The following is a 22,253-nucleotide window of genomic DNA, read 5'->3' on the forward strand; positions in this document are numbered from 1 at the left end:
CCTTATGCGCCTATCCCGTTTTTTCATCGATGCCCCGCTCTCCCTCGGTCAACACCAACTGCCCGAGGCCCAGGCCCACTACATCGGCCGCGTGCTGCGCCATGCAGCGGGCGATGCCGTGCAATTGTTCGACGGCAGCGGCCAGGAGTATCTCGGCGAGCTCATCGAAGTAGGCAAGAAGAGCGTACGCGTCGAGCTGCGTGAGGCGATCGCCGGGCTCGACGAATCCCCGCTGCGCATTCACCTCGGCCAGGGTCTGTCACGCGGCGAACGCATGGACTGGGCGATCCAGAAGGCCACCGAGCTGGGGGTCAGCGAGATCACTCCGATCGTCTCGATGCGCTGCGAAGTCAGACTCAAGGATGAACGTGCCGACAAGCGCATGGCTCACTGGCGCCAGGTGGCGATCAGCGCCTGCGAGCAATGCGGTCGCTCGGTACTGCCGGTGATCAACCCGCCACTGGAACTGGCCACCTGGCAGCAGCAGGTCGAAGCGGACCTGAAACTGGTGCTGCACCCGGTTGCCGAGCCCTGGACCGGTCACGCTGCACCACGCTCGCTGGCGTTTCTGATCGGCCCGGAAGGCGGTTTGAGCGAGGCTGAAGTCGAGCAGGCCAAGGACGCCGGCTTCCATGCTGCCCGCCTCGGCCCACGTGTCCTGCGCACGGAAACGGCTCCCGTGGTGGCCCTCAGCGTCGCACAACAGCTCTGGGGCGACCTGTAAGACGGGAATGTCGCCTTGGCGTAACAAAATGTGACCTCAAGAGATTGCAAGAGCAACAGTCTTTGTCATGCTCTGCGCGCCGCACGCGCGACCCGCTCACCAGCCACCCGCGCGCGGCCGAGGCCGGCGCCCAGAGCGTCGTTCCTCTTCCAATAACAAACAACGGGCTTCGGCCCCGCCCATAAGGCGGCCGCATGCCCAGGAGCATTGCATGAACGAACTGGTCTCGACCCTAAACGGTCTGGTCTGGAGCCCCGCGCTGATCTATCTCTGTCTCGGCGTTGGTCTCTACTTCTCCCTGCGCGGCCGCTTCCTCCAGGTTCGCCACTTCAAAGAAATGATCCGCCTGATGTTCACCGGCAAGACCGACGAGCACGGCATCACCTCCTTCCAGGCTCTGACCATGACCCTCGCCGGTCGCGTCGGTACCGGCAACATCGCCGGTGTGGCCACCGCGATCACCTTCGGTGGTCCGGGCGCCGTGTTCTGGATGTGGATGGTGGCCTTCCTCGGCGCCAGCTCGGCGTTCGTCGAGTCGACCCTCGGTCAGGTGTACAAGGAAAAGCTCAACGGTGAATACCGCGGGGGCCCGGCCTTCTACATCGAGAAAGGTCTGGGTCTGAAGTGGTACGCCTGGCTGTTCGCCGTTGTCACCGTGTTCGCCTGCGGCCTGCTGCTGCCGGGCGTACAGGCCAACTCCATCGCTTCCAGCGTGAAGACCGCCTTCGACATCGACCCGAACGTCACCGCCGCCGTGCTGGCCGTGCTGATCGGTCTGATCATCTTCGGTGGCGTCAAGCGTATCGCCCACTTCACTCAGGTGGTCGTGCCGTTCATGGCCCTGGGCTACATCCTGGTGGCCATGGTGATCATCCTGCTGAACATCGGCAAACTGCCGGAAGTGGTGATGCTGATCGTCAAGAGCGCCTTCGGCCTCGAGGCTGGCTTCGGCGCCATCGTCGGCATGGCGATCCAGTGGGGCGTCAAGCGCGGCGTCTACTCCAACGAGGCCGGCCAGGGCACTGGTCCGCACGCCTCCTCCGCCGCCGCTGTCAGCCACCCGGCCAAGCAGGGTCTGGTACAGGGCTTCTCGGTCTACATCGACACCCTGTTCGTCTGCTCCGCCACCGCCTTCATGCTGCTGATCACCGGTCAGTACAACGTGCAGGCGCCGGATGGCAGTGCGATGTTCACCGGTATCGCCGGTGTCGCCGCAGGTCCGGGCTATGTACAGACCGCGATGGAGAACATGATGCCCGGCTTCGGCAACGCCTTCGTCGCCATCGCCCTGTTCTTCTTCGCCTTCACCACCATCCTGGCGTACTACTACATCGCCGAGACCAACATTGCCTACATCAACCGCAAGGTGAAGCGCCCCATCCTCACCCTGCTGCTGAAGTTCGGCATCATCGCCGCCACCGTCTACGGCACCGTGCACACCGCCACCTTCGCCTGGGACCTGGGTGATCTGGGCGTTGGTCTGATGGCCTGGCTGAACATCATCGCCATCCTGCTCATGCACAAGGTCGCCTACAAGTGCTTGAAGGACTATGAGCAGCAGCAGGACGAGGGCAAGGACCCGGTCTTCCACCCCGAGAAGCTCGGCATCAAGAATGCCGATTACTGGGGCACCAGCACTTCGGAAGACAACCTGACCGTAGAGAAAGCCGACGCGCAGCAAACGCAGCGCTGATAGCTCGGCGGCAGTAATGAAAAAGCCCCGGCCAGTGCCGGGGCTTTTTCATGGGTGCAACTTCGAGCGCTGGCCGAACTCAGATCAGGCCGGCATCGGCAAGCAGCTGCTCCAGGGCGGCCAGGTCGGGAATACGTACCACGTCCTCACCAACGCGCGCAGCACCCAACTCCAGCGGCGCCAGCTCCACATCGGCCGCCTGCAGGTCGCTACCGACCTTCAGCGAACGTGGAATGCCCTGCACCAGCAAGGCGATGAACTTGACCTTGGGCCGACCACCCAGGGCGTTGATCACCGCCACGCGAGCGCCATTGGCAACCTGTACCTGACCGCCGCTGGCAGCCTCGAAGGACAGCAGCGGCAAACGCAGATCACGCCAGGCGATCTGGCCGAGAAACCACTCGGGAGTGCCTTCGCTGAGCTGCGGTGCGCGATAGGGAATCAACTCGGCTAACGCCACGTTGGGCAACAGCAGGGTACGGTCGGTCAGTGGTACCAGCACGCTGGTAAGACCGGTGGCGCTGTTCTGGGTGGCGACGGCTTGGCTCATTGAAACGTCCTCAACTGCAATGTTCGGTGAGGTGATTGACCAGGGCTATGGCCAGCTCGCGCGGGTCCGCGCTGAAACTGCTGTAGCCCCCCTCACGCAGGCTGTCCGGCATGCTCGGACTGGCGCAGCTATCGGCGCGCTGGGTCCAGATCATGCCGCCCTGGCGCTTGACGTAAGCAGCGGCGGCGCTGCCATCGCTGCCCATGCCGCTGAAGGCGATCACGCCACACTGGGCACCGAACTGCTGCGCCAGGTTGAGCATCATCTGATCGATGGACGGGCTGTAGGGCTCCGGCCAGCCGCGTTCGGCGATCTGCATCGCGCCGTCCTCGGCAAAGCCCAGCTCGCGGCTGATCGGCACCACCACCACTTCCCCGCAGCGCACCGGGTCGCCATGTCGCGCGGCGTTGACATGCCACTGGCTATGTCGACCGACGGCCTGCGGCAATGCCGCCTCGAAGCTGGCATCGATATGCTGGGCGTAGATGAAACCGATCGGCAAGCCGCCCGGCAGCGCATCGAGGAACGCCTTGACCGCCGCCGGGCCACCCAACGACGCAGCCAGCAACCATACCTGGCGCGCCGGCTCGCCGGCTTTCAGCGGCGTATCGGCCAGTGCCTGCGGCAACTCCAGGCGAGTCGGGCGCTGTGCTTCATCGAGCAATGCCTGCAGACTCGGCCCGACCGCCTGGGCCGGATCGCCGACCAGACGCTTGAGCTTGCCGAACAGACTGCGCTCCCAGCGCGGATAGTTCTCCGAATGACGCTCCGGCGCATGCCCCTCACCGAACAGCACTGGCGCACTGGCGCGCTCCAGCAGGCTGTCGACCAGCGGCGAATCTTCCGACTGGGCCAGATCCACCAGCCACAGATCGGTTTCGCAGGCCGCCAGGGCCTGCTCGTCGAGGCGCGCCGGATCGCTGTTGAGCACCACCTGATAGCCGCCGCCGGTCAAGGCCTGCTGCAGCACGTGGCGCTGCAGCGAGGTGTCAGCGATTACTGCAATACGCGCTGCAGATTTGTCCGTCATATCCGTTTGACCCGGTGGCTATCCACCAACTGTGCAATGGTCTCGAGCAGCAAGGATTCCTGATAGGGCTTGCCGAGGTACTGATTGACGCCGATGGTCATGGCCCGCTCACGGTGCTTCTCACCGGTACGCGAGGTGATCATGATGATCGGCAAGTCCTTCAGGCGCTCGTCGTGGCGCACCAGTGTGGCCACCTCGAAGCCGTCCATGCGCGGCATTTCGATGTCCAGCAGCATGATGTCGGGCTTGTGTTCCTGCAGCTGGGCGATAGCGTCGACACCATCCTTGGCGGTGACCACGTTCATGCCGTTACGCTCGAGCAGACGACTGGTGACCTTGCGCACGGTGACCGAGTCGTCGACCACCATGACCAGTGTCGGACGGTCGGCTTCCACTTCCTCTTTGGCCACCGTCTGACGCGAAGCCAGACGCGGTACCAGCTGATTCTGCAGGTGCGCGTGCAGCACACGGATGGTCGCCAGCAGGTCGAGAATCACCACCACGCGACCGTCCCCGAGGATGGTCGCACCGGAGATGCCATGCACCCCGGCGAACTGCGGGCCAAGACTCTTCACCACGATCTCGCGTGAGCCGGCAAGGCTGTCCACCTGCACCGCCACGGCGTGCTCACTGGAACGAACCAGGATCACCGGAAGCGGCAGGCTCTGCCCGACCAGCTTGGGCTGCTGGCCATTGTTCAGCAGATCACCGAGGTACTTCAGTTCGTAGGCCTGACCAGCGTATTCGAAGCGCGGCGCGTCGGGCGCGTAGTAAGCCTCCAGTTCGAACGGCGAGACCCGCACGATACCTTCGATGGTGTTCAGCGGGATGGCGTAGAGGTCTTCCCCGGAATACACCATCAGCGCACGGTTCACCGACACGGTAAACGGCAGGCGGATGGTGAAGCGCGTACCCTGGCCCAGCGTCGAGTCGATGCTCATCGAGCCGCCGAGCTGCTTGACCTCCGAATGCACCACGTCCATGCCGACACCGCGGCCGGAAATCTGCGTGACCTTCTCGGCGGTGGAGAAACCCGCCTCGAGAATGAACTGCAACACCTCGTGATCGCTCAGGTCGCTGTCGGCATCCATCAGACCGCGCTCGATGGCCTTGCGGCGCACGGCCTCGAGACGAATACCACCGCCATCGTCGTCCAGCACCAGGACGATATCGCCACCCTCGCGACCGAGGTTGAGGCGAATGGTGCCAGTGTCGGACTTGCCCGCAGCACGGCGCACATCAGACGGCTCGATACCGTGGTCGACGGCGTTACGCAGCATGTGCTCCAGTGGCGCAACGATGCGCTCGAGCACGGTGCGGTCCATTTCCCCTTCGGCGTTGCCGACGACGAACTCCACCTGCTTGCCCAGCTCACCCGCCACCTGGCGAACGATACGGCGCAAGCGCGGTACCAGGCGGTCGAAAGGCACCATGCGCGTGCGCATCAGGCCTTCCTGCAGCTCGGTGTTGACCCGCGCCTGTTGCAGCAACAGGGTCTCGGCGTCGCGGTTCTTCGCCGCCAGGGTTTCCTTCAGATCGAGCAAGTCGGACGCGGACTCGAACAGCGCACGGGACAGCTGCTGCAGTTGCGAGTGGCGGTCCATCTCCAGCGGGTCGAAATCTTCGTAGCCAGCGCGCTCGGCCTCGGCCTGGTAGCGGCTGAGAATCTGCGCCTGGGTCTCGGTGTCGAGACGGCGCAACTGGTCGCGCACGCGGTCGATGGTCGCTTCCATCTCGCTCAGAGTGAAGCTGACATCGCTGACCTGCTGCTCGACACGGCCACGGAAGATCGAGGTCTCACCGGCCAGGTTGACCAGGCCTTCGAGCAGCTCGGCCGGCACCTTGACCAGTTCCTGCGGCGCACGACGCGCGGCCGCTTCCTGAGCAGCCTCCTGCGCACGCTGCACGAATGGCAGCACCTTCAGCGCCTGCACTTGAGTCGGCACGTCACTGGCGGCAACGATGGGATTACGCAGATTGGCAATCGCCGGTGCTGCTGGCTCGGCCTCGCTGACCGGCGCCGCCGCTTCGTCGGCCAGGCTGGCACTGAGGCGCTGACGCAGTACGTCGAGTTCCTGCTGCAGACCTTCGAAACCGGACTGCACATCGAGGAACAGGCTTTCCGGCCAGGGCGCCCCCTGGAGCAACGCCTCGCTGAGATGCTGCTCCAGGTCGTGGCTCATGTCGCCGAGGCGCTTCTGCCCGGCCAGCCGTGCACCACCCTTGAGGGTATGCAGAATGCGCAGCATCTCGTCGATGGCACTGACATCGTCACGCTGCTCTTCCCAGCGACCGACGGCCGTTTCCATCGCTTCGAGCAGGTCGTCGCCCTCTTCGAGGAAGATATCGAGGATGTCGCTGTCGGCCTCGTCCGCCTCATCGTTCTCGACCACGGCCTTGAGCTGCACGGCCGAGGGCATGCTCAGCTGCTCGTCCGGGTTGGCACGGAAGCGTTTGATGGTCTCGATCAGGGCATCGCCCTGCGGCACGACACGTTTACCCCGTACGGCTTCGAGCATCTCAGCCAGGCGGTCGTGGCAGGCCTGCAACAGGGTGAACAGCTCGGGGCTGGCGCGCAGACGGCCGGCACCGAGGTCTTCGTAAAGGAACTCCAGCTCATGGGCCAGATCGCCGATCTCGCGAATCTCGGCCATGCGCGCACCACCCTTGAGGGTGTGCAGGTCACGCTGCAGGGCTTCCAGCTCGAGGCTGTTGTCGACATTGGCCATCCAGCGCTGCAGTGCGGCACCGGCGCTGTCGATGATGTCGAAACCTTCCTCGAGGAAGATTTCCACCAGCTCGGGGTCACGCTCATCGTGCCAATTGGCCAACGGCGCGCTCTGCGGCTCGGGCTCGGGCTCGGGCTCGGGCTCGACTGTAACTTCATTCAGCGCGGGCGATTCATCTTCCGCCACTACCGGCTCGACTTCATCGCTCAAAGGCAAATCGGCCTCTGCCTGCGGCTCTTCGTCGAACACGATCTCGTCTTCGACCAGAGCCAGCGGAGGCAGCTCGGCGCTGTCCGCTTCCGGCTCGATCAGGTCGACGGGCGCCTCATCGGCTTGCGGCTCAACCTGAGCGGCAGCAGCGGACAGACTCTGCGGCACACCCCCCTGACGGAACTGGCGGATGGCCTGGATCAGGTCATCTCCGGAGACCAGCGGCTGGCGCGCCTGCAACTGATCGAGCATCTGCGCCAGACGGTCATGACTTTGCTGCAGCAGACTGCCCAATGCCGGCGAGTAGCTGTAACGGCGATCGACCAGCCCTTCGTAAAGCGACTCCAGCTCATGGCCCAGATCACCGACCGGGCGAATCGCGGCCATGCGCGCCCCACCCTTGAGGGTGTGCAGGTCACGTTGCAGCGAGGACAACGGCAGGGTGTTGTCCGGCTCGCCGAGCCAGCGTTCCAGCGCCTGACCGGCGCTTTCGAGAATATCCACGGCTTCTTCGAGGAAGATCTCGACCATTTCCTCATCGAGATCAGCGTCGGCAGGGCTGAACCCCAGCTCGGCCTCTGCCTCGGCCTGCAGTTCGATGTCATCGCTCTCGACGACGTGTGCCTCGACGGACTCTTCGTCCGGCTGCGGCGGCTCGACTTCGGCTTGTTCGAGCTCGGCAGTGGCCTGGTCCAGCTCGATGATTTCCATACCCTCGGCACCCGGCGCCAGCAAGGCCAGGGTCTGCGGATCGATGGCCTCGCTGAGCAGGTCACGCAGTGCCTGCACGCGCTCGGGTTGCGCGCTGACCTGCAGGGCGGCGGCGACCTGATCCATCATGCCGATCAGAGCTTCGTGGGCTTTTTCCGCCTCATCGAAGAAGCGCTCGCTGACCGCCAGGCTACCTTCCTCGACTGCACCATAGAGGTCCAGCAGGGCTTCACAGAGTTCGTCGATCTGCGGCAGTTCGGCCATTTCGGCCCCACGGCCGAGGGTGGTCAGTTCTTCCAGCAGTGCAGACAGCTCCTGGCGCTCGGACGGGTGTTCGCGCCACTTGCGCAGCAGGTCCTCGGCGTCCAGCAGGATATCCATGCCCTCGGCGAGGAAGATGCCGATCAGTTGCGGGTCGCGACTTTCACCGCTTTGCCCCAGACGCTCGTCTTCGGCACTGGCCAGGCGCTCCTGGTGCAGCGCTTGCACGCGGGCGAGGAACTCCGCGGCGCCCTCGATCGGTGCCAGGGGCTGGCTTTCCAGATTTTCCAGGCCGACACGGAACAACTGCTCGGCACGACTGAGCAGCTCGGCGGCGCTCAGGTCAACCTGAATCAGGTTGGTCTTGAACTCCTTGACCAGCTTCTCCAGCGGCGCGGCGATCTCCGCCACCGGCAGGATACCGGCCATGTAGGCGCTGCCCTTGAGGGTATGCAGGGCACGTTGCAGGTTATCGGTTACCGGCTGTGGCAGTTCCTGCGCGCAGTCGGCGAGAAAGCCCACCAGGGTATCGAGATGGGTTTCCGCCTCGTTGCGGAAAATCTCCAGCAACTGTGGATCGAGGGGCTCGCCTTCGAGCGCTTCGTCGTCACTCGAAGCAACCTGCTTGGTGACCTCGGTAGCTTCGTCAACGCCCTCGGGCTCGGCTACCTGCTGGGCGGCCGGGGCGTCAGATTTTGGGGGCGTCAGCCCCTTGGCCAGCGCGTGTGCGGTGGCTGCCAGCAGGTCGACATCGTCACGCTGGCGCTGCGCCTTGGCGGCAAACTCATCGACCAGCGCCGGCATCAGGGCAACGACATCCAGCACCACCTGTTGCACAGGTGCGTTCGGTTCGATGCTGCGATCGAGCACGCGGTTGAGCAGGTTTTCGATGGACCAGGCCAGCTCGCCGATAATCAGTGCGCGGACCATGCGCCCACTGCCCTTGAGGGTGTGGAAGGCGCGACGAACCTCGATCAGCGCATCCTTGTTGTCGGTATTGGCCTGCCACTGCGGCAGGTACTCGGCGATGGTTTCCAGCACCTCACCGGCTTCTTCGATGAAGACTTCCAGCAGTTCCTCGTCCACCGGCTCTTCGTCGGCAGGTGGCGGCAACAGGCTCGGCGGCACGTCGGCAGCAGGCGGGTTGATCGCCTGTACCGGGGCGGCCATCACATCAGCCATCGACAAGGGTTTATCTGCCTCGGGCTGCGCAATCTGCTCCGCTACGTCCGGCGCGCTGGGCAGCTCGACTTCCGGCAGTTCCAGCTCGGCCAACTCCAGCTCGTCCCACTGCGGAACCTCGGCCAGCTGATCCAGGCTCAGCTCTTCGAGTTCCAGCTCGGGTTCGGCATCGAGCAACCGCGCGGCAACGGTTTCTTCGTTCTGCTGCGCAGGCAGCTCTTCGAGATCATCGAGCTCGAAGGTGAAGGTATCGGCAGGCTCCTGGGTTGCCGGCAGCTCGGGCTCGGCATCGAGCGAGTGCACATCCGCAACCTCATCACTGGGCGACTCGGGCGCGTCGAATGTCAGCGTCTCGATTTCGGCCAGGGGTTCTTCGAGCTGTTCGTCTTCCGCGCCCAGCAGTTCGATTTCCTGCAGCGGGTCAGCCAGTGGTGCCAGGCTTTCCTCCTGCGGCTCGACGCGGTCGAGGATCGACGGTTTTTCCGTGAGCGGGTAACCGAGGTTTTCCAGGCTTTCCTCGGCGACATCGAGAATCAGATCGCCTTGCGTGCCGTGGTCCTCGGCCAGACGCTCGAGGTAATACTCGACGCTGGTGATGGCATCGGCCAGGGTGTCCAGGCTCTGCCAGTTGGGCACGGCCTTGCGCGCCAGCAGCTGCTCCTGGATGTAGCGATTACAGGCGTTGAGAAGATCGGCAGCGCGCTGCAGCGGAATCATCGCCAGGCCGCCACGGACCTGGGTCAGCAGTTCGGGAACACGGGCCAGGTGCTCGTGGTTCCACTGCGAGGCGATGAACTCGATGATCGCGTCCTTGGCCTGTTCCAGACCGTTGCGCGCCTCTTTAATGACAAGCTGATGGATCTGCCCCACATCGGTGGTCGGCAGACGGCTCTGCTCATTCTGGTTGTCCTCGCTCGGGCCGACCATGCCGGCCAGCGTCGCTTCGACATAGAGCAGCGCACCGGCGACATCCATCAGCACCGCATCGTTCGGCTCACGCTGGCCGAGTGACAGGCTGTGGACGACGTCGATCTGATCGAGAATCACCTTGCGCGGCTGGCCGAAGCCAAGCACAGCCAGGGTATCGGCGATCTGCTTGAGCGGTGCCAGCAAAGCGTCCAGCTCACCCGGCTGACTGCGATCGCTGCGTACGAACAGGTCGAGGCTGTCCTTGACCCGCACCAGCTCCTCGCACAGCGCGGCGACCACCGAACGCATGGCATCGCGGTCTGGGCCGGCCAGGCGAGCACGCTCTTCGTCGACTACTTCGTTATCAGGCAGCGCTTCATCGAGACGGTACTGTTCCTTCAGCGCGCTAATGCGTGGCGACTGCGCCGGAGCCTTGGCCACGTAGAACAGCAGGTTCTTGGTCAGCTCATCGGGCGCGGACTGGTTGATGCCATCGGCGCCCTGCTCGACCAGGCGCTTGAGCTCCTTGTCGACCTGACGCAGCAAAGTACGCACGGAGGTGCCATTGACCACGCTGCCATTGGCCAGACCTTCGACCATGCCGGAGGCGATCTGCCACAGGCCGCCCAGCGGGGCGTCCTTGCACAGGCTTTCCAGGCGGGCGAAGACGCGCGCCATATAACCGAGATTGGTGCCCAGATCCTGGTTGCGGATCACCCCGACCAGTGACATCTGCAGCATCTGCCGCAGCTTGCGCAGCAACACCGGCAACTCGGCGGTGCGCAGGCGCGCCATGCTGCCTTCGGGCAACGCTGGCAGGCGCACGGACATATCAGGGGAGAACAGGCTGGTTTCCGACAGCAGCTTCTCGCCACGGGCGGCGCGCAGGTCGTTGAGCAGCGGCAGCACGACCATCGGCAGGTCGCGGCGAGCGGTCTGGATACGGTCGAGGTACACCGGCAACTGCAGGATGGCCTGCATCAGCACTTCCAGGGCCTCACCCTGGTTGGCCACGCGACCTTCCATCAACGCCTTGGCCAGTTGCTCCATTTCTTCGGCGAGCAACGCTGCGCCGTAGAATTCGACCATCTGCAAGGTGCCGTGAACCTGGTGCACGTAGGTCAGACAGAAGCGCATGCGCGTGGGGTCCTGCGGGTTCTCGACGAACGCCTCCAGGGCCTGTCGCGCCTGCTTCAGGGTTTCCCCGATCTCGCCTTTGACCCACTCCAGGGCGACATAATCATGCCGATCACCCATAGCCACTCCACTCATAAACTTGGCCTTATCCCTTGCGGGTAAACGCCAGAACTCGCTCATCGGCTACCGGCACCAGTTGCGGGTGCTGCCAACCGGCTACTTCGCCTACGCCTACGACCAGCAGGCCACCCGGCGCCAGGCTCTCGGCCAGGCGGTTGAGGATGTCGCGGCGACGCCAGCGGCGGAAATAGATCAGCAAGTTCTGACAGAAAATCACATCCATGCCGGACATAGGCGCCTTGGCCAGTTCCAGCACATTGAGCCGGGCGCAGCACACTCGCGCAGCCAGACTCGGTACCACCTTGAAACGTTCATCGGCCTGCGCGATGAAATAGCGCTCGCGCAGCTCGTCACTCACCTGCTCCAGGCGCCGCGTCGAATAGCAGGCCTCGCGGGCCTTGCTCAACGCGCCCTGACTGATATCGGTCCCAGTCACTGCGAAGTGCTCGGGCAGCTCGCTGCCCTGCAGCGTCTCGGCGGCCTGAATCGCCAGCGAATAAGGCTCTTCACCACTGGAACAGCCTACGCTCCACAACTCCCAGGGCTTACCCAGGCCCGCCTCCAGGCGTTCCTGCAGATACTGCGAAAGCACTTCGAAGGACGGCGGGTGGCGGAAGAAGCGGGTTTCCTGCACGGTCAGACGATCCAGCAGGGTCGACCACTCCACCGCGCCACGCGGCCCGTCGGTGACCTGACGGTAGTAGCTGGCGTAGTCCGTGACGCCCAGTTCACGCATGCGCGTACTCAGGTTGGTCTGCAGAAAGGCACGACGCTGCTCGCTGATCACCACACCGGTGCGCGCCTCGAGAAGCGTCTGCCAGTCTTGGAAATCGGCTTGCGACATATCGGCCACCGGGCGCAATGCCCAAACGCCCGCTGACTGCATACCTTCGCCCTGAGTCATGGCTGTGTTGCGGTGGCCAGCATCAGCCACCGCGCTCCTTTATCAGGCGTCTGGCAGGGTGAAGCCGGACACCGACTTGCGCATCTCACTGGCCATCTTGGCCAGGTTACCAATGCTCTTGGCGGTGGCGGTGGTACCCGAGGACGTCTGCGAGGTGATCTCCTGGATCACGTTCATGGTGTTGGAAATGTGGCCGGCCGAAGAGGCCTGCTGACGGGCGGCGTTGGAGATGTTCTGGATGAGGGCCGCGAGGGTCTTCGATACCTTCTCGATCTCTTCCAGTGCCACACCGGCGTCCTGCGCCAGGCGGGCACCGCGCACCACTTCGGAAGTCGTCTGTTCCATGGAGATAACGGCTTCGTTGGTGTCGGTCTGAATGGTTTTTACCAGTGCCTCGATCTGCTTGGTCGCTGCCGAGGAACGTTCTGCGAGGCGCTGTACCTCGTCCGCTACCACGGCGAAGCCGCGGCCCGCATCACCGGCCATGGACGCCTGGATCGCGGCGTTCAGTGCGAGGATGTTGGTCTGGTCGGCAATGTCGTTAATCAGGCTAACGATGTCACCGATCTCCTGGGACGATTCACCGAGGCGCTTGATCCGCTTCGAGGTGTCCTGGATCTGCTCACGGATGTTATCCATGCCGGTGATGGTGTTGTGTACAACTTCGTTACCCTTGTTGGCGATGGCTACGGAACGTTCCGCTACCGCGGAGGATTCCGAGGCGTTCGCCGATACCTGGTCAATCGACACGGCCATTTCGTTGATCGCCGCGGAGGCGCCGGCAATTTCCTGCGCCTGGTGCTCGGAAGCCTCGGCCAGGTGCATCGCCGTGGCCTGGGTTTCCTGGGCTGCACCAGCTACCTGAACGGCGGTCAGGTTGATGGTGGCTACCAGGTCACGCAGCTGGTCGATGGAGTAGTTGATGGAGTCGGCGATGGCACCGGTGAAGTCTTCGGTTACCGTTGCAGCCACTGTCAGGTCACCGTCGGCGAGGTCGGCGATTTCATCGAGCAGACGCAGAATCGCCGCCTGGTTACGTTCGTTCTTCTCGGCGGTTTCGGCCAGACGACGGTTGGTTTCCCGCACCATCACCAGGCCGATGAGAATGATAGAACCCAGCGCCAGGGCGCCCAACACATAGCCGAACAGGGTGTTGATGGCACGACCGTCAGCCAGCTCTTCGAAGCCGCCGGCCAGATCGGATGCCTTGTCCAGCAGGGTCTGCGAAACGGTGAAGATGGAGTTCGCAGACTCACGTACCTGGAACAGTTCCGGCGAGGTTTCGAGAATCTCGTCCACCGAACCGGATACGAATTCGAACAGCTCGGAAATCTCGGACAGACGCTCGAGCGCCTCATCGTCGGTCACCTGGCTGATTTCCATCGCCGCGTTGCCTTCGAGCATCGCGGCCAGTACACGGCCGAACAAACTGGCGTCACGGCCGAACATGTCGGCAGCCTGTACCGAGTCTTCGTCACCGGCCAGTACCTTGTTCACCGAACCGAGGATACGTTCAGCCAGCAGCGACTGGCGCTGGGCCACGGAAACCTGGGCCGCCGGCGCACCGCTCTCCAGCAGGATGTCGACCACCTCTTCGTATTCGACCTGCAACTGCGGGATGGTTTCCGCCAGGGTGGCGGCTACCTGGTGCAACGACAGTACGGTCTGCTCACTGGCGAGAATGGCGTCGGTGTTCTGCCGCAGGCTGTCCCAGTCTTGCTGTACTGCAGCCATCTGCGCCTGCACCGACTCCGGCGCCGGCGGCAAGCCGCTGCTGGCGTCGCCATCGGTCAGGTAGCCCCAGCGCTGCTGGAAGTCGTTACGCGCATCGCGCAACAGACCGAAGGCTTCGGCCGTACCGGCCGCCGCTTCCGTGGCGTTCTTGGCGATACGCTGGGACAGTACGCGCAGCTCACCGGAGTGACCGATGTACTCGGTATCGTAGTTGGACTGGGTGTTGATGTAGGCGAAGTTCGCGAACAACAGCACGATGGAAACGATAAGGACGACGAACAGCGCTGCGATCAGCGTACTGCTGCGTGCCCCCGCCAACAAATTGCCTGCATTGAGTTTTTTCATTATCTGGCCCCCGCCTGGACCGACCGCACTAGGGTTCCCATGTAACGCCAAAGAGCCGGAAGAACCGGCCCAACCGAAAATCTATTGATAGGACACATCGAGAAAGCCCGGATCGGCCGTCAGCGCATGAGGGCTGAACACCAACCAGGGCTGTTCGCGTTGAAAGACACCGTGGATAAACGGCGCAATGCTCGCCTCGAGAGGCGGCAGCTGTTCTGAAAATGCATCCACGGGGAAATGTTGCATGCCGAAAACTTCGTCGACCGTCAGGCCAGCGAAGATTTCCTGGTGATCGACCACCAGAATTCGCCGCAGCTTGCGCAGCGGCGACAGTTCATTACCGAAGAACCCGCACAGGTCCATGATCGGCAGCAGGCGGCCACGCACGTTGGCCACCCCTTTTACCCAGCCCTTGACGCCCGGCAGCAGGGTGTAGCGCGGCTCATGCAGTACCTCGCCGACCTCCCCCATCGGCGCGACGAAGAATCGCTCGCCCATGCGAAAGCCGATACCGCTCCAGGTCTGTACCGCCGCTTGTTGCGATGGCAGGCCGGCCGCCAGGGCTCGGCAACGCTGGTCGATCTCGAGGAGTATCTGGAAAGGAGTCTGCGCGTCCGACATGCCAGCCGAGGCCTTCTTATTTAATACGCGGACGGCACGGCATCAGCCGGCCAGTACCGCGTTGAGGGTTTTCAGCAAGGTGTCTTCATCGACCGGCTTGGTCAGGTAGTCCTTGGCGCCCTGGCGCTTGCCCCAGACCTTGTCGGTTTCCTGATCCTTGGTGGTGACGATGATCACCGGGATGTGGCTGGTTTCGGCGTCCTTGGTCAGTTGACGAGTCGCCTGAAAACCATTGAGACCGGGCATGACGATGTCCATCAGGACTGCGTCCGGCTTTTCCTGACGAGCCAGAGCAACGCCATCGGCGCCATTTTCCGCTTTAAGTACCTGATGGCCGTGCTTTTCCAGCATGGCGGTCAGCTTGTACATCTCGGTTGGGGAGTCATCAACAATCAGAATTCGAGCCATGGTGTTTCCCAATACAGAAGAGACGTAGGGGCCGCGAGACCGCTACATCAGGAGGCTTGTTCCACCGGAGTGAAGTCCGGCACGTGGGCTTTGATCGCACCGAGCAACTCTTCCTTGCTGAAGGGCTTGGTCAGGTATTGATCGGAGCCGACGATGCGTCCCTTGGCCTTGTCAAACAGGCCATCCTTGGAGGACAGCATGATCACCGGGGTGGATTTGAAGGCACTGTTGTTCTTGATCAGGGCACAGGTCTGATACCCATCGAGACGCGGCATCATGATGTCGACAAAGATGATGCTGGGGTGAGTGTCGGCAATCTTGGCCAGGGCATCGAAGCCATCGACCGCGGTGATGACATCACAACCCACTTTTTTCAGCAGAGTTTCAGCGGTGCGACGAATCGTTTTCGAATCGTCGATCACCATCACTTTCAAACCCTCGGAATGCTGTTCCATGTTCGCCCTACCATCGCCTCGGTGAGTCGTTATATTCGCGTTATCAGTATGCCTGAGGCCTAGTCGCCGATGGGTCTTGACCCAATCGTCGGGCCTTTTTAGCACACTCTCAACATGCAAGCTACAAGGCTGCCAGGGCAGCCCCAGCCCTTGACCAAGGCCGCGGCCGAAGCCACCCTGACAGCCATCGTTCGGCATGGCCAGTCCGGCCCCTGCCCTCTATCTCGCGGAGATTTAACCCCCATGAGCCTTCGTCTCGGGATCGTCATGGATCCGATTGCCAGCATTTCCTTCAAGAAGGACAGCTCGCTGGCCATGTTGCTGGCCGCTCAAGCACGCGGCTGGTCACTGTTCTATATGGAGCAGCAGGATCTCTACCAGATTCGCGGCGAGGCTCGTGCCCGCCTGCGACCGCTGGAAGTGTTCAACGACCCGCAGCGCTGGTTCACCCTTGGCATGGAACAGGACACGCCGCTCGCCGAGCTGGACGTGATCCTGATGCGCAAGGACCCGCCCTTCGATAACGAATTCGTCTACTCCACCTACCTGCTCGAGCAGGCGGAGCGCGACGGCGTACTGGTGGTCAATCGGCCGCAGAGCCTGCGCGACTGCAATGAAAAGTTCTTCGCCACCCAGTTTCCCCAATACACGCCACCGACACTGGTCAGCCGGCGCGCAGACATTGTGCGCCAGTTTGCCGATGAGCACCGTGACATCATTCTCAAACCCCTTGATGGCATGGGCGGTTCGCAGATCTTTCGCCACCGCGCCGGCGACCCGAATCTCTCGGTGATTCTCGAGGCGCTGACCCTGCACGGCCAGCAGCAGATCATGGTGCAAGCCTACCTGCCGGCCATCAAGGACGGCGACAAGCGCATTCTGATGATAGACGGCGAACCCGTACCGTACTGCCTGGCGCGCATTCCCGCGGCAGGGGAAACGCGCGGCAACCTGGCCGCAGGTGGACGCGGTGAAGCCCGCCCACTGACCGAGCGTGATCGCGAGATCGCCGCAGCAGTCGGCCCCACCCTGCGTGAAAAAGGGTTGATCTTCGTCGGACTCGATGTAATTGGCGAAAATCTGACCGAAATCAACGTCACCAGCCCGACCTGCATCCGCGAAATCGATGCTGCCTTCGACACCCGCATCGGCGATCGTCTGATGGACTGCATCGCGAGCAAGCGCGGACTAAAAGCTTGACGCAAGTGGCAGCCTGGCGCCTGCAACTTGCAGGCGCCTACTGCTACCCGGCAGACTGCGCGACATTCGAAAGCAGACCCGATACGCGATGAACGCAGCAGCCACCCCACCGACCAGCTCCTCCGCCACCGTCCGACCGGTGGATCGCCTGGGGTTCACCCTGTTTATCGCTGCCGCACTGCACGTGGCGGTGATCCTCGGCGTCGGCTTCAGCCTGGAGTCACCGCCGGAAATCAGCAAGACGCTGGAAATCACCCTGTCCACCTTCAAGAGCGAAGAAAAGCCCAAGGAGGCGGACTTCCTCGCTCAGGACAACCAGCAGGGCAGCGGCACCCTGGAACACGCCGCCGCCCCGAAGACCACCGAACAGGCGCCCTTCCAGGACAGCGAAGTGCGCAAGATCACGCCGCCGGCCACCCCGCAGCCGCCTGCCACCAAACAGCAAGCGCCCAAGGCTGCCGTCGCCACACGGGCACCACAGCAGCAGAAAACCCCGGTCAAGCGTGAAGAGAGCAAGCCCGTGCCGCAGACACAGCCTGCGCCGGTGTTCGACTCCGCTCAGCTGTCAGCCGAGATCGCCAGCCTGGAAGCCGAGTTGGCGCAAGAAGTTCAGCAGTACGCCAAGCGTCCGAAGATCCACCGCCTCAACGCCGCCTCGACCATGCGTGACAAGGGCGCCTGGTACAAGGACGAGTGGCGCAAGAAGGTCGAGCGCATCGGCAACCTCAACTACCCGGACGACGCCCGCCGCCAGCGCATCTACGGCAGCCTGCGCCTGCTGGTGTCGATCAACCGCGACGGCTCGCTGTATGAAGTGCAGGTGCTGGAGTCCTCGGGCCATGCCGTGCTCGATCAGGCCGCCCAGCGTATCGTGCGCCTGGCCGCGCCCTACGCCCCCTTCACCGGCGACCTGGCGGATATCGACCGCCTGGAAATCATCCGTACCTGGCGCTTCGAACGCGGCGACCGACTGTCGAGCAACTAGCCCCGAGGCACGCGCGGCGGCCCCTGGGTCGTTCTCCGTGGCCCGGATGAAATCCGCGAACTTCACCACCGCCCCCGGATTTCATCCGGGCTACCGGCACGTCGCCCCAGCCCGCCCTGCAGCTGAACCGCCCTACAGCTTGAAGCCCGGCGCCTTAAAGCTGAAACTAGCCGGCATGAAGACCTCAGCCCCCACCTCGCTCAAGCACCACTTTCTGATCGCCATGCCGCACATGGACGATCCGAACTTCGCGCAGACCGTCACCTACCTGGTCGAACACAACGAGCAGGGTGCAATGGGTCTGGTGATCAACAAGCCCAATGGCCTCAATCTGGCTGACGTGCTCGAACAGCTGCGTCCCGATGAAGAGCCTGCCGCGCTGTGCCACAGCTTGCCGATCTTTTCCGGCGGCCCGGTACAGACCGACCGTGGTTTCGTCCTGCACCCGGCCGGCCCGCAGTACCAGGCCACTCTGGAGCTGGGCGAACTGGGCCTGTCCACTTCACAGGACGTGCTGTTCGCCATCGCCGACGGCAGCGGCCCGGACAAGTACCTGATCACCCTCGGCTACGCTGGCTGGGACGCCGGGCAACTGGAGGCCGAACTCGCCGACAACGCCTGGCTGACCTGCCCCGCCGACAGCAGCATTCTCTTCGACCTGCCCTTCGATCAACGCCTGAATGCCGCTGCCGCCTGCCTCGGCATCAACCTCAGCCTGCTCACCTCCCAGGCCGGGCACGCCTGATGAGTGACAAGCCACTGCGCCTGTTGCTGGGCTTCGACTACGGCAGCAAACAGATCGGCGTCGCCGTCGGCCAGGTGATCACCGGCCATGCCCGCGAGCTGTGCGTGCTCAAGGCGCAGAACGGCGTGCCGGACTGGAGCCGCGTCGAAGCATTGATCAAGGAATGGCAGCCGGACGCCGTGGTGGTCGGCCTGCCGCTGAACATGGACGGCACGCCCAGCGAGATGAGCGCCCGTGCCGAGAAATTCGCCCGCCGCCTCAATGGCCGCTTCAACCTGCCGGCCTACACCCACGACGAACGCCTGACCACCTTCGAGGCCAAGGGCCAGCGCCTGCGCGAAGGCCAGAGCGGTGGCTACCGCGAGCGCCCCGTCGACGCCATTGCCGCTGCCCTGCTGCTGCAGGGCTGGCTAGAGGAAAACTGCACGGGCTGAGCGAATCGGCCCGCACCAAGGAGTTTCGCCATGCTACCCAATCCCAACGACCTGCTACCGGCCATGGCCAGCGCCCTGACCCAGCACCTCAACCAACGGCAGATCAGCGAGCCGCGCTTCATCGGCATCCGCACCGGCGGCGTCTGGGTCGCTCAGGCCCTGCTCCAGGCGCTGGGCCGCGATGACGCACTGGGCATCCTCGACGTGTCCTTCTACCGCGACGACTTCACCCAGAACGGTCTGCACCCGCAGGTGCAGCCATCCGAGCTGCCGTTCGAGATCGAAGGCCAACACCTGGTGCTGATCGACGACGTACTGATGAGCGGCCGCACCATCCGTGCTGCCCTGAACGAACTGTTCGACTACGGCCGCCCGGCCAGCGTGACCCTGGTCAGCCTGCTCGATCTCAACGCCCGCGAATTGCCGATCCGCCCTGATGTGGTCGGCGCCACCCTGTCGCTGGCGACCAACGAGCGGGTAAAATTGTCCGGCCCCACGCCGCTGACCCTCGAACTCCAGACGCTCGCCAACTGAGACTCCCCGCGATGACGCCACTCGCCGCCAAGCGCCCGCTGCAACTGAACGACCAAGGTCAGTTGCGCCACTTCCTCTCACTCGACGGCCTGCCCCGCGAGCTGTTGACCGAAATCCTCGACACCGCCGACTCCTTCCTCGAAGTCGGCGCGCGCGCGGTGAAGAAAGTCCCGCTGCTGCGCGGCAAGACCGTGTGCAACGTGTTCTTCGAGAACTCCACGCGCACCCGCACCACCTTCGAACTGGCTGCCCAGCGCCTGTCGGCCGACGTCATCAGCCTCAACGTGTCGACCAGTTCCACCAGCAAGGGCGAGACGCTGTTCGACACCCTGCGCAACCTCGAAGCCATGGCCGCCGACATCTTCGTCGTGCGCCATGCCGACTCCGGCGCCGCGCATTTCATCGCCGAGCACGTATGCCCGAACCTGGCGATCATCAACGGTGGCGACGGCCGCCACGCGCACCCGACCCAGGGCATGCTCGACATGCTCACCATCCGCCGGCACAAGGGCGACTTCGAGAATCTGTCGGTGGCCATCGTCGGCGACATCCTGCACTCACGGGTGGCGCGCTCGAACATGCTGGCGCTGAAAACCCTGGGCTGCCCGGACATCCGCGTGATCGCACCGAAGACCCTGCTGCCCATCGGTCTGGAAGAAAGCTACGGCGTGCGCGTGTTCAGCGATGCCAACGAAGGCCTCAAGGACGTCGACGTGGTGATCATGCTGCGCCTGCAGCGTGAACGCATGCAGGGTGGCCTGCTGCCCAGCGAAGGCGAGTTCTACCGTCTGTTCGGCCTCACCGAGCAACGCCTGAAGCTGGCCAAGCCGGATGCCCTGGTGATGCACCCGGGTCCGATCAATCGCGGCGTGGAGATCGAGTCGGCGGTGGCCGACGGCCCGCAGTCGGTGATCCTCAACCAGGTCACCTACGGCATCGCCATCCGCATGGCCGTGCTGTCGATGGCCATGAGCGGGCAGAACGTCCAACGTCAACTCAACGCCGAGGAGGCCAACTGATGCGTACCGCAATCCTCGGTGCCCGCGTGATCGACCCGGCCAGCAGCCTGGATCAGGTCACAGACCTCTACATCGATGGCACCAAGCTGGCCGCCATCGGCCAGGCGCCGTCCGCTTTCGCTGCCGACAAGACCCTCGACGCCCAGGGCCTGATCGCCGCGCCCGGCCTGGTCGACCTGTCGGTAGCCCTGCGCGAGCCGGGCTACAGCCGCAAGGGCAGCATCGCCACCGAGACCCTGGCCGCTGCGGCCGGCGGCGTGACCAGCCTGTGCTGCCCGCCACTTACCAAACCGGTGCTGGATACCACGGCGGTGGCCGAGCTGATCCTCGACCGCGCCCGCGAAGCCGGGCACACCAAGGTTTTCCCCATCGGCGCGCTGAGCAAGAATCTCGCCGGCGAGCAGCTTGCAGAGCTCGTGGCCCTGCGCGACGCAGGCTGCGTCGCCTTCGGCAATGGCTTGAACAATTTCCGCAGCAGTCGCACCCTGCGTCGCGCCCTGGAATATGCAGCCACCTTCGACCTGCAGGTGATCTTCCACTCGCTGGACCTCGACCTGGCCGAAGGCGGCCTGGCGCACGAAGGCCCGACCGCCAGCTTCCTCGGCCTGGCCGGCATCCCGGAAACCGCCGAGACCGTGGCCCTGGCCCGCGACCTCCTGCTGGTGGAACAGAGCGGCGTGCGCGCGCACTTCAGCCAGATCACCAGCGCCCGAGGCGCCGAGCTGATCGCCGACGCCCAGGCCCGTGGCCTGCCGGTCACCGCCGATGTCGCGCTGTACCAGCTGATCCTCACCGACGAGGCGCTGATCGATTTCTCCAGCCTCTACCACGTGCAACCACCACTGCGTTCGCGCCGCGATCGCGACGGCCTGCGCGAGGCGGTGAAGGCCGGTGTCATCTCGGCCATCGCCAGCCACCACCAACCACACGAGCGCGATGCCAAGCTGGCCCCCTTCGCCGCTACCGAGCCCGGCATCAGCAGCGTGCAGTTGCTGCTGCCGCTGGCCCTGAGCCTGGTGCAGGACGGCCTGCTGGACCTGCCGACGCTGCTGGCGCGCCTGTCCAGCGGCCCCGCCGCCGCACTGCGCCTGCCGGCCGGCACGCTGAACGTCGGCAGCGCTGCCGATATCGTGCTGTTCGACGCGCAAGCCTCGACCCTGGCCGGTGAGCAGTGGTACTCCAAGGGCAGCAACTGCCCGTTCATCGGTCACTGCCTGCCTGGCGCCGTGCGCTACACGCTGGTCAATGGACACCTCAGCTACCAGAGCTGAACCACGACGAGCCCGCCAGGCCAGGCCGTGTGAAAACGTAGCGAGCGAAGGTCAGGCAAGGCAAAAATAGGCGAAGAAGCGCAGTTTACGAGCTGTAAATGAGCATTCTGAGCCTGTTTTTAACGCTGCATGACCAAGTGCAGCAGATTTCACACAGCCTGAGGCGGCGGGCTCGCTCTTCTCAGGCCTTTAGGCAGCGCACCGAATGACGCGATATGTCTGGTGCATCTGGCATCCGAAGACGACCTGTCTCATCCGCGACACAGCTGGAACTCGCCACGACATTGGACGAATGAGTGACTCGACAGTCATGATCCACGTCAGGTTAGGCAGCCGAAATTT

17 protein-coding genes are annotated in these 22,253 nt (G+C 63.7%); 9 read left to right on the forward strand and 8 right to left on the reverse strand.

Features of this window, described 5'->3' with window-relative positions:
* Nucleotides 1-4 precede the first annotated feature (4 nt).
* Nucleotides 5-724 (forward strand): 16S rRNA (uracil(1498)-N(3))-methyltransferase, encoded by a 720-nt coding sequence (locus PCLY_RS06830; RefSeq protein ID WP_061238542.1) that lies wholly within the window; start codon nucleotides 5-7, stop codon nucleotides 722-724.
* A gap of 211 nt (nucleotides 725-935) precedes the next feature.
* Nucleotides 936-2,417, forward strand: coding sequence for an alanine/glycine:cation symporter family protein (locus PCLY_RS06835; RefSeq protein ID WP_061238543.1), 1,482 nt, complete (start codon nucleotides 936-938; stop codon nucleotides 2,415-2,417).
* Nucleotides 2,418-2,496: 79 nt separating this feature from the next.
* On the opposite strand, the gene PCLY_RS06840 is transcribed toward PCLY_RS06835, so the two are convergent.
* The 8 genes from PCLY_RS06840 to pilG all read right to left on the reverse strand — a co-directional run bounded on the left by PCLY_RS06840 (nucleotide 2,497) and on the right by pilG (nucleotide 15,723).
* A complete protein-coding gene (locus PCLY_RS06840) occupies nucleotides 2,497-2,967 on the reverse strand; it encodes a chemotaxis protein CheW (protein WP_061238544.1) in 471 nt (156 codons plus the stop codon).
* A 10-nt stretch (nucleotides 2,968-2,977) separates the two neighbouring features.
* Nucleotides 2,978-3,997 (reverse strand): chemotaxis protein CheB, encoded by a 1,020-nt coding sequence (locus PCLY_RS06845; protein WP_061238545.1) that lies wholly within the window; start codon nucleotides 3,995-3,997, stop codon nucleotides 2,978-2,980.
* Nucleotides 3,994-11,256 (reverse strand): Hpt domain-containing protein, encoded by a 7,263-nt coding sequence (locus tag PCLY_RS06850; protein ID WP_061238546.1) that lies wholly within the window; start codon nucleotides 11,254-11,256, stop codon nucleotides 3,994-3,996. Before PCLY_RS06850 ends, PCLY_RS06845 begins: the two co-directional genes overlap by 4 nt.
* Nucleotides 11,257-11,281: 25 nt before the next feature.
* On the reverse strand, nucleotides 11,282-12,142 hold the full coding sequence (locus PCLY_RS06855) for a protein-glutamate O-methyltransferase (RefSeq protein ID WP_061238637.1): 861 nt from the start codon (nucleotides 12,140-12,142) through the stop codon (nucleotides 11,282-11,284).
* Nucleotides 12,143-12,202: 60 nt separating this feature from the next.
* Nucleotides 12,203-14,239, reverse strand: coding sequence for a methyl-accepting chemotaxis protein (locus tag PCLY_RS06860; RefSeq protein WP_061238547.1), 2,037 nt, complete (start codon nucleotides 14,237-14,239; stop codon nucleotides 12,203-12,205).
* 81 nt (nucleotides 14,240-14,320) lie between these two features.
* Nucleotides 14,321-14,860, reverse strand: a complete 540-nt coding sequence (locus PCLY_RS06865) for a chemotaxis protein CheW (RefSeq protein ID WP_061238548.1) — start codon at nucleotides 14,858-14,860, stop codon at nucleotides 14,321-14,323.
* A gap of 42 nt (nucleotides 14,861-14,902) precedes the next feature.
* Nucleotides 14,903-15,268, reverse strand: coding sequence for a twitching motility response regulator PilH (pilH, locus tag PCLY_RS06870; RefSeq protein WP_013713612.1), 366 nt, complete (start codon nucleotides 15,266-15,268; stop codon nucleotides 14,903-14,905).
* A gap of 47 nt (nucleotides 15,269-15,315) precedes the next feature.
* Nucleotides 15,316-15,723: a twitching motility response regulator PilG gene (pilG, locus tag PCLY_RS06875; RefSeq protein ID WP_003458788.1), complete on the reverse strand. Its 408-nt coding sequence runs from the start codon at nucleotides 15,721-15,723 to the stop codon at nucleotides 15,316-15,318.
* 243 nt (nucleotides 15,724-15,966) lie between these two features.
* Between pilG and gshB the strand changes: the two genes are divergently transcribed.
* From gshB to PCLY_RS06910, 7 genes are all read left to right on the forward strand, one after another.
* Nucleotides 15,967-16,923, forward strand: coding sequence for a glutathione synthase (gshB, locus tag PCLY_RS06880; RefSeq protein WP_061238549.1), 957 nt, complete (start codon nucleotides 15,967-15,969; stop codon nucleotides 16,921-16,923).
* 88 nt (nucleotides 16,924-17,011) lie between these two features.
* Nucleotides 17,012-17,908: an energy transducer TonB gene (locus PCLY_RS06885; RefSeq protein WP_061238550.1), complete on the forward strand. Its 897-nt coding sequence runs from the start codon at nucleotides 17,012-17,014 to the stop codon at nucleotides 17,906-17,908.
* Nucleotides 17,909-18,083: 175 nt separating this feature from the next.
* Entirely contained in the window at nucleotides 18,084-18,653 is a 570-nt protein-coding gene (locus PCLY_RS06890) for a YqgE/AlgH family protein (RefSeq protein WP_061238551.1), read from the forward strand.
* Nucleotides 18,650-19,087: a Holliday junction resolvase RuvX gene (gene ruvX, locus PCLY_RS06895; protein ID WP_156458571.1), complete on the forward strand. Its 438-nt coding sequence runs from the start codon at nucleotides 18,650-18,652 to the stop codon at nucleotides 19,085-19,087. Before PCLY_RS06890 ends, ruvX begins: the two co-directional genes overlap by 4 nt.
* A gap of 30 nt (nucleotides 19,088-19,117) precedes the next feature.
* On the forward strand, nucleotides 19,118-19,621 hold the full coding sequence (gene pyrR / locus PCLY_RS06900; RefSeq protein WP_061238553.1) for a bifunctional pyr operon transcriptional regulator/uracil phosphoribosyltransferase PyrR: 504 nt from the start codon (nucleotides 19,118-19,120) through the stop codon (nucleotides 19,619-19,621).
* Nucleotides 19,622-19,632: 11 nt separating this feature from the next.
* Nucleotides 19,633-20,640, forward strand: coding sequence for an aspartate carbamoyltransferase catalytic subunit (locus PCLY_RS06905; RefSeq protein ID WP_061238554.1), 1,008 nt, complete (start codon nucleotides 19,633-19,635; stop codon nucleotides 20,638-20,640).
* Nucleotides 20,640-21,911: a dihydroorotase gene (locus PCLY_RS06910; RefSeq protein ID WP_061238555.1), complete on the forward strand. Its 1,272-nt coding sequence runs from the start codon at nucleotides 20,640-20,642 to the stop codon at nucleotides 21,909-21,911. Before PCLY_RS06905 ends, PCLY_RS06910 begins: the two co-directional genes overlap by 1 nt.
* The last annotated feature ends 342 nt before the right edge of the window (nucleotides 21,912-22,253 follow it).

The organism is Ectopseudomonas composti, from assembly GCF_001567565.1.
GTDB lineage: Bacteria > Pseudomonadota > Gammaproteobacteria > Pseudomonadales > Pseudomonadaceae > Aquipseudomonas > Aquipseudomonas composti_A.

Excerpts from the sequence above, each read along its gene's own strand:
- PCLY_RS06830 (WP_061238542.1), top strand. The coding sequence starts at position 5 with ATGCGCCTATCCCGTTTTTTCATCGATGCCCCGCTCTCCCTCGGTCAA.
- PCLY_RS06835 (WP_061238543.1), top strand. The coding sequence starts at position 936 with ATGAACGAACTGGTCTCGACCCTAAACGGTCTGGTCTGGAGCCCCGCG.
- PCLY_RS06840 (WP_061238544.1), bottom strand. The coding sequence starts at position 2,967 with ATGAGCCAAGCCGTCGCCACCCAGAACAGCGCCACCGGTCTTACCAGC.
- PCLY_RS06845 (WP_061238545.1), bottom strand. The coding sequence starts at position 3,997 with ATGACGGACAAATCTGCAGCGCGTATTGCAGTAATCGCTGACACCTCG.
- PCLY_RS06850 (WP_061238546.1), bottom strand. The coding sequence starts at position 11,256 with ATGGGTGATCGGCATGATTATGTCGCCCTGGAGTGGGTCAAAGGCGAG.
- PCLY_RS06855 (WP_061238637.1), bottom strand. The coding sequence starts at position 12,142 with ATGCAGTCAGCGGGCGTTTGGGCATTGCGCCCGGTGGCCGATATGTCG.
- PCLY_RS06860 (WP_061238547.1), bottom strand. The coding sequence starts at position 14,239 with ATGAAAAAACTCAATGCAGGCAATTTGTTGGCGGGGGCACGCAGCAGT.
- PCLY_RS06865 (WP_061238548.1), bottom strand. The coding sequence starts at position 14,860 with ATGTCGGACGCGCAGACTCCTTTCCAGATACTCCTCGAGATCGACCAG.
- pilH (WP_013713612.1), bottom strand. The coding sequence starts at position 15,268 with ATGGCTCGAATTCTGATTGTTGATGACTCCCCAACCGAGATGTACAAG.
- pilG (WP_003458788.1), bottom strand. The coding sequence starts at position 15,723 with ATGGAACAGCATTCCGAGGGTTTGAAAGTGATGGTGATCGACGATTCG.
- gshB (WP_061238549.1), top strand. The coding sequence starts at position 15,967 with ATGAGCCTTCGTCTCGGGATCGTCATGGATCCGATTGCCAGCATTTCC.
- PCLY_RS06885 (WP_061238550.1), top strand. The coding sequence starts at position 17,012 with ATGAACGCAGCAGCCACCCCACCGACCAGCTCCTCCGCCACCGTCCGA.
- PCLY_RS06890 (WP_061238551.1), top strand. The coding sequence starts at position 18,084 with ATGAAGACCTCAGCCCCCACCTCGCTCAAGCACCACTTTCTGATCGCC.
- pyrR (WP_061238553.1), top strand. The coding sequence starts at position 19,118 with ATGCTACCCAATCCCAACGACCTGCTACCGGCCATGGCCAGCGCCCTG.
- PCLY_RS06905 (WP_061238554.1), top strand. The coding sequence starts at position 19,633 with ATGACGCCACTCGCCGCCAAGCGCCCGCTGCAACTGAACGACCAAGGT.
- PCLY_RS06910 (WP_061238555.1), top strand. The coding sequence starts at position 20,640 with ATGCGTACCGCAATCCTCGGTGCCCGCGTGATCGACCCGGCCAGCAGC.